Origin of the sequence: Nocardiopsis sp. TNDT3, assembly GCF_003427465.1 — a bacterium.
In the GTDB taxonomy this organism is placed as follows: domain Bacteria; phylum Actinomycetota; class Actinomycetes; order Streptosporangiales; family Streptosporangiaceae; genus Nocardiopsis; species Nocardiopsis dassonvillei.
On sequence record NZ_QPFC01000387.1, the window covers coordinates 1 to 12,123 of the forward strand.

The following is a 12,123-nucleotide window of genomic DNA, read 5'->3' on the forward strand; positions in this document are numbered from 1 at the left end:
GGAGGCCGGGGCCCGTCGGCGGCGGCGCCGCGAACCCGGTCCGGACGTGACCCCGGCTCCTGCTTGGTGCCCGGTTTGGATCCGGGCGGGGAGCCGCTCCGGTGGTCAGCGGTCGGCCCCCGACCCGAGCATCTGCCGCTGCCGCTCCACGGCGGCCTCGCTGAACTCCACGAGCATCGTCTCGTAGTCCTCCAGCTCACCGTCCCCGAGGACGGACGTGCTGCCGACGAGGTCGCCGTTGCGGTACATGAGGCTGACCATGCGGCTCCTGTCCTCCCCGGACTCCACCTCGACGGCGAAGGCCCGCGACTCGTCACCGATCCGCGGCACGTCCTCCAGGTCTCTGACGCTGTACTCGGACGAGGTGCCGTCCTCGTAGGAGGCGGTGTACTCGTCGCAGCTCCGCGGCGGCGTGGCGGACAGCGCCTCCACCGCCGTGGCCTCGTCCAACCGCACCAGCATGTGCGTGACCGCGCCCTCGGGCCACTCGTAGGCCGCCACGGAGGCGGGGGAGTCGCGCACCCCGTCCAGGGCGGTCCACTGGTTGGCGGCGTCCAGGCACTCGGGCTTGTCGAGTTCGGCGGCGGCCCGCACCTGCTCGCTGTAGCGCACTGTGGCAAGCTCGGAGTAGGTGCCGCGCTCGCTGCTCCCGGACACGAAGGTGGCGTCGCGGACGTGCAGGGGCTGCGCCTCGTGCAGCGCCTCCGCGGCCTCGGCGCCGGGGTCGGCGGGCTGTTCGGCGGCGCCGCCACCGCACGCGCTCAGCAGGACCGCGACGGGCACGGCCACGGGAAGGGCCAATGACCGGATGAGTCCTCGCCTCTCGCGCGGCCCGGAGAGCTGACCAGCGTCGATCCGTGCCGAGTTCGGGGGGCAAGGACGCAAGTGCATGGTGATATCTCCTCGTTTGTGCGATATTTCCGCTGGGAGCGGTGACCGACCCGGACGCGATGTCGCTGAGCGTGTCGCGGGGTTAGCACAAAGTATTGAGGAAGGACAACGGTGTCGGAGTCGAAATCGCCATATCTGCGGTCGGTGCTGGAGAGCATCCCGCCCTACAAGCCGGGCAGGAAGGTCGTCGGTCCCGACGGGCGTTCGGTCAAGCTGTCCTCCAACGAGAGCCCCTACGGGCCGCTCCCGTCGGTGCGTGAGGCCATCGCCGTGGCCGCGGCCGAACTCAACCGCTACCCGGACCCGGGCGCCGCCGAGCTCACCTCCGCGCTCGCCCGCCGCCTCGACGTCCCCGAGGAGCACCTCGCCCTGGGCGCCGGTTCTGTGGGCCTGCTCCAGCAGCTGCTCGAAGCCGTCGGAGAGCCCGGCGCCGAGGTCGTCTACGCCTGGCGCTCCTTCGAGGCCTACCCGCTGCTCGCCGAACTGGCGGGGGTCACCTCGGTGCGGGTCCCGCTCCGGGACGAGACGCACGACCTCGACGCGATCGCAGACGCGGTCACCGAGGACACCCGCATGGTGCTCGTGTGCAACCCCAACAACCCCACCGGCACCACCGTGCGCGAGGAGGAGCTGGTCGCCTTCCTGGACCGGATCCCCGAGAGCGTCCTGGTGGTCCTGGACGAGGCCTACCGCGAGTACGTGCGCGACCCGCGGGTGCCCGACGGCGTCTCCCTGTACCGCGACCGGCCCAACGTCGCCGTGCTGCGCACCTTCTCCAAGGCCTACGGGCTCGCCGCCGTACGCCTGGGCTTCCTCGTGGGACACCCCCCGGTGACCGCCGCGGTCCGCAAGACCCTCGTCCCGTTCGCGGTGAACCACCTCGCCCAGGCCGCCGGGATCGCCTCCCTGGCCGCCGAGGGGGAACTGCTGGAGCGCGTGGACGCCACCGTCGAGGAGCGCGGGCGGGTGCGCGACGCGCTCATCGCGTCCGGGTGGACGGTTCCGCCGACCGAGGCCAACTTCGTGTGGCTGCGGGTGGACGAGGACACGCTCGACTTCGCCGAGGCGTGCGCGCGTGAGGGCGTCTCCGTGCGCCCGTTCGCGGGGGAGGGCGCCCGGGTGAGCCTGGGCACCCCCGAGGAGAACGACGCGTTCCTGGCCGTGGCCACCTCCTACGGCAAGCGCCGTTAGCCCGGCGACGCCGGTTCCCCGCACGGTCCACAGGGGCGGTGCGGGGAACCGGGTGGTGACTCCTGCGGGTTCTGAGGTGGTGACTCCTGTGGGTTCTGAGACGGTCGGGTTTGCAGAGGCGCTGGAACTCCGGGCGTCGCCGGAGCGGGCGGCCGAGGCGGTCCGCTCGGTCAGCGCGCGCGTCGTCGCCCTGGACACCCGGTACGGCGCCCGCGACACCGTGGACGCCGCGGCGCGCGCCGCGGCCCGCGCCCGAGGGGCGGTCCGCACGCGTCTGCCCGACTCGGCGGACGTGCTCGCCGCGACCGCCGAACTGCACCAGGTCACCGGCTGGGTGGCCTTCGACGCCGAGCGCCAGCGCCTGTCCCGGCGCATGACCCTGACGGCGCTGGACGCCGCGCACGCGGCGGGCGACCTCTCCATGGAGTACTTCGCGCTCAGCCAGCTGGCGATGCAGGACGTCCACCTGTGGCGGCCGACCGAGGCCCGGCGGGTGTGCGAGGCGGCGCTGGCGGCGGGAACGGCGGGGAGCGTGCGCACCCTGTTCACCCTGAGGCTGGCGCGTGCCGTGGCCCAGGAGGGCGAGCGAACCCGGGCACGGAAGCTGCTCGGGGAGACCCTCAGCCGTTACCTGGAGGGGCCGCGCCGGGGCGATCCGGCATGGACGTGGTGGCTGACCGAGGCGGAGATCACCTGGCACCTGGCCATGGTCAGCGCCGACGCCGGTGAGCCGGGCACGGCCGCCGAGTCCTTCGCCCGGACGGTGGAACTGGTCCGGGCGGACGGACGGTCCGCGGGAGCGGAGGAGGCGGACGGGGGCGGCCGGTTCGTGTTCCACGCCGCGGTGAGCCTGCTGTGGGCGCTGGCCCGCGCCCGGTCGTGGGGGGAGGCGGAGGCCGTGCTGGTGCGCGACGTGCTGCCCCGCCTGGGGGAGGTGTCGTCGGTGCGCTGTGAGCGGCTGCTCGCCGAGGTGGTCCGGCGGCTCGACACGGCGCGGGGCCGCCCCTCCCTGCGTGACACCGCGCGGTGGTGCGCGGAACGGTCCGGCGCGGGAGTTCCGGAGGCCCCGGTGTAGGTCCTCGGGGCCCTGCCGCCGCGCGGCCGAAGGTTGTCCACAGGCTGTGGACGGGGATGCGCGTCCTCCCGTCCGCGGCCCGGGGGCGGTCCGCGGGGCGCTCGGCCCGCGGGCGGCCCGGGAGCCGCGCGGCTCACGGCCGGAGGGTGCCGGTGGCCCGTGCGGCCGACCGCGGCGGGCCCGGGGCTCACCAGCCCGTGGCGGCCACGACCCGGGCGGCGACCTCCTCGACGGTGCGGCCGTCCGTCGCCACGCGCACGGTCCCCGCGGGCGCCTCGGCGTCCAGGCGCACGGCCGCCCTCAGGCTGCGTTCGACGTGGGGGAGCAGCTGCGAGCCGGTCTCGCGCACCGCCAGGCGTGCGCGCACGGTGGCCTCGCCCGCGGTGAGCAGGATCCGGGTCACCCCGATGTCCCCGCCGCCCATGGCGCGGCGGAGCATGTCCTCCTCCAGCACGCTGACGGTGTTGGTGTAGACGAGGCGGTGGTGGCCGAGGGCCGCGTAGTTGGCCCAGACCGCCGCGACGTTGCGTTCGGTGATCCCGCCCCGGCGGGGGTCGCCGGGCGGCGCCGGATGCACCTGGTCCATGTAGTCGCCCTCCATGACGCAGTGGGCGATTCCGCGCCGCTGGAGGATGACGGAGACCTCCCAGCCGACCGTGGTCTTGCCGGTCCCCGAGCCGCCGCCGATGAGGAGGAGGCGTCGGCGCCCGGTCCCGGCGTCGCCGCTGCTGTCGTTACCGCTTCCGCTGTCCGGAGCGCTGCCGCCGCCGTCGTGGTCGTCCATGCGCGCAAGCCTGTCAGGCGGGCGGTCGCGGGTCACCGGAATTATCCACAGCCTGTGGACGGTGGCTGGCAGGGGCAGGCGGGGCGGGGTTAGCCTCGATTCGGGGGCGCTGCGGTCCGCCGTGGCCGCCGTGCGGCGCCCCCGTGTTCCAGGATCCCAGCGCCCCCGTCCGGCGGACAACCGGCTTCCACAGCCTGTGGACAACCGCGCACCACGGCCCGGCCGATCCCCACCGCTCGACCCGCGCAACCCGAACCGGCCTCACGGCTGGCGCACGCCGCCTCACGCATGCCCAGCCGACCTTCACCGCTCGGACCCGCTCGCCCACGGACGCTGGAGCGGCCCCCGGGGGACGCCGAATCGGCCGTCTCCGCTCACGCCGAACCGCCGCCCGCCGACCCGCGCACGCTCACGCGCCGCTCACGCGGCCGCACAGCCGCGCACAAGGACGGGGGCGCCCCCTGGGTCGGGAGCGCCCCCGTCCGACGCTTCCACGCGTCTCACAGGCGCTCGTGCGGCTCGGCACCGGCCGTCGGCTACTTGCCCGCGGCGTCCTTGTCGAGCTTCTCCACGATCAGCCGGTACAGCTGGCGGGGACGGCCCGGCTGGAGGGTCCTGTTGGGCGGCAGCGGCCACGCCAGCCCCTCCTCCACCAGGGTCCGCAGCAGCCGGCGCGCGGTCCGGGAGGTGACACCGAGCATCCGCCCGGCGTTCTCCGCGTCGACCACCAGCGGTCCGTCCTCCTCGGCGATCTTCTCCGAAAGCCGAATCAGCGTCTCGCGTCCCTTGGTCCGCAGCGGTTCGGAGGACTGCCGCGCGGGCGCGCGCTGGGCGGGCACCAGGGAACGGCCCTCGCGGTCCACCGCGAAGCTCTGCCGCGACGCCTGGGCGCGGTTCAGCGCGGCCCGGGCGTGGGCCTCGGCGTCCTGGGTGGTCCGCCCCATGCCGATGCCGACCTCGATCGCGATCCCCAGCTCCGCCTTGATCCGCTCCACGAACGGCGGCTGCCGGAAACCCTCGGTCGCGGTCACGAGCGATCCGCGAGTCGCGGTCACCATGAACGAATGGTCGTCCAACCGGTGCGCCGTGGCGTTGATCCGGTGGGCCTCCTGGAGCAGCAGCCGGTGCAGGGACAGCCGCAGCTCCTCCCGCCAGTACCGGGGCGTCGAACGCCGTGTCGAGTCCCGCAGGGTGGGCACGTCCACCACCACGACGCCCAGCTGGGCCTCCTCCAGGCGGTGGTGCGCCCCCAGCAGACCCGCGGTCTGCAGGGCGCTGCGCACACCCGCGTTGGTGGGCCGCAGCCGGACCACCGGCACGCCGATGGCCTCCAGGCGCTCGGCGACCCCGCGCACGCAGGTGATGGCCATCTTGGTGGCCTTGCGGCGCCACAGCCCCTCGTGGAAGGACGTGAGCTGCGCGGTGTTGGTGAGCTCCTCGTGCACGTGGATCCCGTCCACGGGCAGGTCGACCTCGGAGTAGGCCTCCACCACGTCGGCGCGGCTGAGCACGTCCAGACTGGCTCTGGTCGGGTCGTAGCGCTCGTCCAGGGTCGCCCGGAGCAGGGCCTCGTGCAGGCTCGCCCCGCCGAGAGGCACGAAGGTGGCGGGCATCGTCAGCACACCGGCCTTGCGCGCGAACTCGTAGGGGACAGGGCTGGCGAACAGGTACGCGTCGATCGCCGAACCCAGCCTGACGACCTTGTCCGTCGCCTCTTGCTCATCTCGGTACGCGGCGGCGATGAGTCTGGCGTTGAGGGGTCCCGTGGACCCCGGACCCATGAGCATGACCCGTTCGACCACCTCATGGGGTCCTATGACGCCGATCGTCAAATCGCCAGTACGCTGGGCACTCACCTCGGGTTGCTCCCCGCTACCATTCCACGCTCTTCACTATGTGCGCCCACTGGTTTCCCGACCCGATCTCTGTCACGGCATGATTGCCGAGATCGTACCCATTGTGCGGGGCCAAAGAAGATCGTTTTCCATATCAACGCCGAAAGCCCGGGTGGGAGGCGGGCTCCCACCCCGGCTTGAACTGCGCTTTCGGCTCCCTACGAGACGACGACGCGCTCCACGTCAGCGCCTAGCGCAGCGAGCCGGGTCGCGAACTGAGCGTGACCGCGGTCCACCAGATAGCCGGGCGCCACGATTGTCTCACCTTCGGCGACCAGTCCGGCGAGGACCAGGGCCGCACCGGTGCGCAGGTCGTGGGCGATGACCTCGGTGCCGCGCAGGTTGGTGGTGCCGTGCACGATCGCGCGGGTGCCCTCCACCTCGATCTTGGCGCCCATCTTGGTGAGCTCGTCGGCCAGGGCGAACCGGCCGTCGTAGATGGCCTCGTGGATGTAGCTCTCACCCTCGGCCAGGGTGGCCAGGGCCATCAGCGGGGACTGGAGGTCGGTGGCGAAGCCCGGGAACGGCGAGGTCACGGCGTTGATCGGCCGCAGCGGCACCGACGGGTCCCGGTGGACGTGCAGGACGGCGCCCTCCTGGGAGAAGCCCACGCCCATCTGCTCCATCTTCCAGCGGGCCACGCCCAGGTGGTCCAGCTGGGCGCCCACGAGGCTGACCTCACCGCCGGTGGCGGCGACGGTCATCGCGAACACGCCCGCGTCGATGCGGTCGGACATGATGGTGTGCTCGACCGCGGTGAGTTCCTTGACACCCTCGACGGTGATGAAGCCCGTGCCGCCGCCGCTGATCTTGGCGCCCATGGCGCTCAGGAAGTCGATGACGTCGATGACCTCGGGCTCCAGGGCCGCGTGCTCGATCACGGTGGTGCCCGGGGCCAGGACCGCGGCCATGATGAGGTTCTCGGTGCCCGTGTGGGACGGAGTGTCCAGGTACAGGCGGCCGCCGCGGAGGTTGCTGGCCTCGACGTTGATGTGGTTGCGCTCGGGGTCCTCGGTGACCTCGGCGCCCAGGCGCGCGAAGCCCCGGTAGTGGAAGTCCAGGTTGCGGCTGCCCAGGTTGCATCCGCCGACGCCCTCGATGCGGGCGCGGCCGGTGCGGTGCATCAGCGCCGGAACGAAGAGCACGGAGCCGCGGAAACGGGCCGCGATCTCGGCGGGCAGGACGGCCCGCTCGGGGTCGTTGAGGTTGGACGCATCGATGACGACGGTGCGCTCGGCCTCGTGGAACTCGACCTTGGCACCCACGTGCTCGGCGAGCTCCAGAGCTCGGTAGACGTCCTCGATGACCGGAACATTCCGCAGCACCGTACGGCCCCTGGCCGCGAGGAGGGCGGCCCCGATCATCGGCAGGACGGCGTTCTTCGCGCCTTGGATGAACGCCGTTCCACTGAGGGGGCGTCCGCCGCGGACGCGGTAACGAACCTCCTGGCCCATGCTCATGTGCTCCTTTGTGAGGCAGATGTGGAAAAAAGGTCACCCTCGTCGGGCTTCGCCTGTGTGCGTATGAGACGCGGGTTTCCCCTGGAACGTTGCGACATCATGCGTGTGACCTGCGCGGCCAGTGAACCGGTGTTCGCGAGAACTCTATAGCACCCGTTCGCATGTACCGGTCCAGGACGTGGTATACCCGCAGATCGGGGGATGGAGTCCCGCCAAACGGCCAAAGAGGTATTCCGCCAACGGGAAAGACCGGGGATGCCGTGCGTATGGTTGTTCACCCGCCTCCGGTGACCCGCACAACGTCACCACCATACGTGCTCCTGGACGCGAATCGGCGGTCGCGTGCGTCGAATCACTCCCGCGCGGTGCCTCACAGGGCGGGCTTCGTCCCGGTCAGACGCTCGTAGATCTCCACGTAACGGTCAAGAGTGCGCTGCACCACGTGTTCGGGCAGTTCCGGCGGCGGCGTCTCCGAGGCGCGGTCCCACCCGGACTCCGGCGAGCGCAGCCAGTCCCGCAGGACCTGCTTGTCGAAGGAGGTCTGCGGCCCGCCCGGCGCCCACGTGTCGGCGGGCCAGTAGCGGGAGGAGTCGGGGGTGAACACCTCGTCGGCCAGCACCAGTTCCCCCGAAGCGTCGCGCCCGTACTCGAACTTGGTGTCGGCGAGGATGATGCCGCGCTCCCGCGCCAGCTCCCGGCCGCGCCCGTACACGCGCAGGGTGAGGTCGCGCAGCTCGGCGGCCAGCCCGGCCCCGTGCGCGGCGGCGACGGCCTCGAAGGAGACGTTCTCGTCGTGGTCGCCCACCTCGGCCTTGGTCGCCGGGGTGAAGATCGGCTCGGGCAGCTCGGAGCCGTCGACCAGCCCGTCGGGCAGCGCGATCCCGCACACGGTGCCGTCCGCCCGGTACTCCTCCAGGCCGGAACCGGTCAGGTAGCCGCGCGCCACGCACTCCACCGGCACCATGTCCAGCCTGCGGCACACCAGGGTCCTCCCCGCCCAGTCGGCGGGGGCTCCCTCCGGAAGGACGTCGGACACGACGTGGTTGGGCACCAGGCCGCCCAACTGGTCGAACCACCACAGGGACAGCTGGGTGAGCAGCCGCCCCTTGCCGGGGATCTCGGTGGGCAGCACCCAGTCGTAGGCCGACACGCGGTCGCTGGCGACCATCACCAGCGACCCGTCGGCCGCGGCGTACAGCTCGCGCACCTTGCCGGTGTGCAGGTGGGTGAGCCCCTCGACCCGGACGGGTTCGGGCCTGACGACGAAACCGCTCATGGCTTCCCCTCTCCTACGCACCGGCGGCCGAGCGGCGCCGGGCGGGTTGTCCACAGGTTCGGGAAGGGGCTGTGGAACGTGCCCCGGTCCGTGATGGACTTGGAAAGGGGGCCTCGAACCCCCTCCCCATCGGGGTGCCCTGGGCACGCCCGCCCGCAGGCGTGCCCGCACCCCGCTACAGTTCGGCCGCGGCGCGCTCGGCGATGTCGGTGCGGTGGAACGAGCCGCGCAGATCGATGCGCGCCACGGCCTCGTAGGCCCGCTCGCGCGCCTGGCGCAGGTCGATCCCGGTGCCGACCACGTTGAGCACCCGGCCTCCGCTCGCCTTGACGCCGCCCGAGCCCTCCCAGTCGGTGCCCGCGTGCAGCACGTACGCGCCCTCCATCGCGTTGGCCTGGTCCAGGCCGCCGATGACGTCGCCCTTGACCGGGTCGCCCGGGTAGTTCTCGGCGGCGACCACCACGGTGACCGCGGCGCCCGACTTCCACTGGAGGGAGCCGATGCCCCCCAGGCCGCCGGTGTCGGTGGCCTGGAGGACGGCGCCGATCGGGGTGGCCAGCCTGTCCAGGACCACCTGGGTCTCCGGGTCGCCGAACCGGGCGTTGAACTCCACCACGTGCGGACCCCGCGACGTGAGCGCCAGCCCCACGTACAGCAGGCCCTGGTAGCGCTTGCCGCGCCGGTTCATCTCCACCAGGGTCGGCCGCACGACCGACTCCATCACCTCGTCCACCAGGCCCGCCGGGGCCCACGGCAGCGGCGCGTACGCGCCCATGCCGCCCGTGTTGGGGCCCTGGTCGCCGTCGTAGGCGCGCTTGAAGTCCTGGGCGGGCAGCAGCGGCAGGGCGTGCAGCCCGTCGCTCAGCACGAAGAGGGACACCTCGGGGCCGTCGAGGAACTCCTCGATGACCACGCGGCCGCACTCCCGGGCGTGCTGCTCGGCGAGGGCGCGGTCCTCGGTCACCACGACGCCCTTGCCCGCGGCCAGGCCGTCGTTCTTGACCACGTAGGGCGTGCCGAACTCGTCGAGGGCCTCGGACACCTGGCTGGCGGTCCTGCACACCCGCGCCTTGGCGGTGGGCACCCCGGCGGCCTCCATGACCTCCTTGGCGAAGGCCTTGGAGCCCTCCAGGCGTGCGGCCTCCTGGTCGGGGCCGAACACCGGGATGCCCCGGTCGCGCAGGGCGTCCGCCACACCGGAGACCAGCGGGGCCTCCGGTCCGATGACGACCAGCTCGGCGCGGATGCGCGCGGCCAGCTCGGTGACGGCCAGGCCGTCGGTCACGTTGAGCACGTGGCTCTCGGCCAGCTCCGAGATGCCGGGGTTGCCCGGGGCGCTGTGGATGCTGGTGACACCCGGGTCCAGGGACAGGGCGCGGACCAGAGCGTGCTCGCGGCCTCCGCCGCCGAGAACGAGGGCTTTCACTACTGGGGGCCTCTTCGTGTTGAAGGCGGACAGACGGGGGGTCAGACCAGGGAGCGCAGTTGGAGCGTCTCGTCGCGGCCGGGTCCGACACCGATGGCGGAGATCGGGGCCCCCGCCATCTCCTCAAGGGTACGCACGTAGGCCTGCGCGTTCTTGGGGAGTTCGTCGAACGTCCGGACGCCGGTGATGTCCTCGGACCAGCCGTCGAGGTACTCGTAGACGGGCTTCGCGTGGTGGAAGTCGGTCTGGGTCATCGGGATCTCGTCGTGGCGGACGCCGTCGACCTCGTAGGCCACGCACACGGGGATGCGCTCCAGGCCGGTGAGCACGTCGAGCTTGGTGAGGAAGAAGTCCGTGACGCCGTTGATCCGCGTGGCGTAGCGCGCGATGGGCGCGTCGAACCAGCCGCAGCGGCGGTTGCGGCCGGTGGTGACGCCGTACTCGCCGCCCTGGGTGCGCAGCCACTCGCCCTGCTCGTCGAGCAGCTCGGTGGGGAACGGGCCCGAGCCCACGCGGGTGGTGTAGGCCTTGAGGATGCCCACGACCTTGGTGATGCGGGTGGGGCCGATGCCGGACCCGGCCGCCGCGCCGCCCGAGGTGGGGGAGGAGGACGTCACGAACGGGTAGGTGCCGTGGTCGATGTCCAGCAGGGTGCCCTGCGAGCCCTCCAGGTACACCGTCTTGCCCTCGTCGAGCGCCTTGTTGAGGATCAGGGAGGTGTCGGCGACGTAGGGGCGCAGCTGCTCGGCGTAGCCCAGGTACTCCTCGATGATCGGTTCGGCCTCCAGGCCGCGCCGGTTGTACACCTTGGTGAGCAGCTGGTTCTTGTCGTGCAGGGCCAGCTCGATCTTCTTGCGCAGGATCTTGGGGTCGAACATGTCCTGGACGCGCACGCCCTGGCGGGAGACCTTGTCGGCGTAGGTCGGGCCGATGCCGCGCCCGGTGGTGCCGATCTTGCCCTTGCCGAGGAAGCGCTCGCTGACCTTGTCCAGTGCCCGGTGGTAGGGCATGATCAGGTGCGCGTTCGCCGAGATGAGCAGGCGGGACGTGTCCACGCCGCGCTCGTTGAGGCCGCGCAGCTCCTCCAGCAGCACGCCCGGGTCGATGACGACGCCGTTGGCGATGACCGGCACCACGTTCGGGGACAGGATGCCCGAGGGCAGCAGGTGCAGGGCGTACTTCTGGTCGCCGATGACCACGGTGTGCCCGGCGTTGTTCCCGCCCTGGTAGCGCACCACGTAGTCCACGCGGTCGCCGACAAGGTCGGTCGCCTTGCCCTTGCCCTCGTCGCCCCACTGGGCACCCACGAGCGTGATCGCCGGCATTGGTCTCTACCTCTTCGCTCGACACCTGACCCGGGGCTTTCCGGCCCCGAACACGGAAAACCCCTGGCGCAAGGCTGCGACAGGGGCCGTTGCGTATTGAGGGTACACGACCAGGGCATCCGGGTTAAGTGGGGCACTGGGGCACGTGCGACACACGGGCCCCGCCGACCCCAGGGTCTCCGAGGCGTGGACGGGCCGTCCGGAACCCGTACGGATCCCGGACGGCCCGGAGCCCGGCAGGCGGGCGTGTCAGCCGTTGAGCGCCTTGTCGGCCTCGGCGCTGGACTCGCGCAGGAAGGTGGCGCAGCGCTCGGCCTCGTCGGTGTCGCCGATCTCCGCCGAAGCCCTGCCCAGGGCGTGCAGCGCCCGCAGGAAGCCCTGGTTGGGCTCGTGCTCCCAGGGGATCGGGCCGTGGCCCTTCCACCCCGAGCGGCGCAGCTGGTCCAGGCCGCGGTGGTAGCCGGTCCGGGCGTAGGCGTAGGCGGTCACCGGCTGGCCGTCGGCCAGGGCCAGCTCGGCCAGCCGCGCCCACGCGGCGGAGTACTCCGGGAAGCGCCCGGCGACCGGCGTGGGGTCGTCGGCCGAGGCGAGGGCCTCGCGGGCCTCGGGGTTGTCGGCCAGACGCGTCTCGGGCGGCTCGTTGAGCAGGTTCTGGTGCAGGTTCATGGCCCCATCCTGCCACCGGACGGCCGGGTCCGCCGGAGGGTTCCGCGTCACCTCCGCGGTGCTCCCTCCGCTCCGCCGCCTCCGCGCGCTTTCGCCGCCCCCGCCCCCTCCAGGTGATCCCCGCGCTCCGGTCC

General features: G+C 72.3%; 10 protein-coding genes. 2 read left to right on the forward strand and 8 right to left on the reverse strand.

Annotated elements, in window-relative coordinates; translation table 11 throughout:
* Nucleotides 1-105 precede the first annotated feature (105 nt).
* Nucleotides 106-789: a hypothetical protein gene (locus DQW06_RS10250; protein ID WP_083555328.1), complete on the reverse strand. Its 684-nt coding sequence runs from the start codon at nucleotides 787-789 to the stop codon at nucleotides 106-108.
* Between the two features lie 213 nt (nucleotides 790-1,002).
* Between DQW06_RS10250 and hisC the strand changes: the two genes are divergently transcribed.
* Together hisC and DQW06_RS10260 are read left to right on the forward strand one after the other, a co-directional pair.
* Nucleotides 1,003-2,082, forward strand: a complete 1,080-nt coding sequence (gene hisC, locus DQW06_RS10255; RefSeq protein ID WP_198662422.1) for a histidinol-phosphate transaminase — start codon at nucleotides 1,003-1,005, stop codon at nucleotides 2,080-2,082.
* Nucleotides 2,083-2,170: 88 nt separating this feature from the next.
* Entirely contained in the window at nucleotides 2,171-3,157 is a 987-nt protein-coding gene (locus DQW06_RS10260) for a DNA-binding protein (RefSeq protein ID WP_232832997.1), read from the forward strand.
* 187 nt (nucleotides 3,158-3,344) lie between these two features.
* Here the strand turns inward: DQW06_RS10260 and DQW06_RS10265 are convergent, their stop codons facing one another.
* The 7 genes from DQW06_RS10265 to DQW06_RS10295 form a co-directional block, all read right to left on the reverse strand.
* A complete protein-coding gene (locus DQW06_RS10265) occupies nucleotides 3,345-3,941 on the reverse strand; it encodes a hypothetical protein (protein WP_117198358.1) in 597 nt (198 codons plus the stop codon).
* Nucleotides 3,942-4,477: 536 nt separating this feature from the next.
* On the reverse strand, nucleotides 4,478-5,743 hold the full coding sequence (locus tag DQW06_RS10270; RefSeq protein WP_013155632.1) for a hypothetical protein: 1,266 nt from the start codon (nucleotides 5,741-5,743) through the stop codon (nucleotides 4,478-4,480).
* Between the two features lie 251 nt (nucleotides 5,744-5,994).
* Entirely contained in the window at nucleotides 5,995-7,290 is a 1,296-nt protein-coding gene (gene murA, locus DQW06_RS10275) for a UDP-N-acetylglucosamine 1-carboxyvinyltransferase (RefSeq protein WP_013155631.1), read from the reverse strand.
* 376 nt (nucleotides 7,291-7,666) lie between these two features.
* Nucleotides 7,667-8,572: a phosphoribosylaminoimidazolesuccinocarboxamide synthase gene (locus DQW06_RS10280; protein WP_013155630.1), complete on the reverse strand. Its 906-nt coding sequence runs from the start codon at nucleotides 8,570-8,572 to the stop codon at nucleotides 7,667-7,669.
* A 175-nt stretch (nucleotides 8,573-8,747) separates the two neighbouring features.
* Nucleotides 8,748-9,998 (reverse strand): phosphoribosylamine--glycine ligase, encoded by a 1,251-nt coding sequence (gene purD, locus DQW06_RS10285; protein ID WP_117198359.1) that lies wholly within the window; start codon nucleotides 9,996-9,998, stop codon nucleotides 8,748-8,750.
* A 41-nt stretch (nucleotides 9,999-10,039) separates the two neighbouring features.
* Nucleotides 10,040-11,323, reverse strand: a complete 1,284-nt coding sequence (locus DQW06_RS10290) for an adenylosuccinate synthase (RefSeq protein ID WP_013155628.1) — start codon at nucleotides 11,321-11,323, stop codon at nucleotides 10,040-10,042.
* A 249-nt stretch (nucleotides 11,324-11,572) separates the two neighbouring features.
* Nucleotides 11,573-11,989: a DUF3151 domain-containing protein gene (locus DQW06_RS10295; protein ID WP_013155627.1), complete on the reverse strand. Its 417-nt coding sequence runs from the start codon at nucleotides 11,987-11,989 to the stop codon at nucleotides 11,573-11,575.
* Nucleotides 11,990-12,123 lie beyond the last annotated feature (134 nt).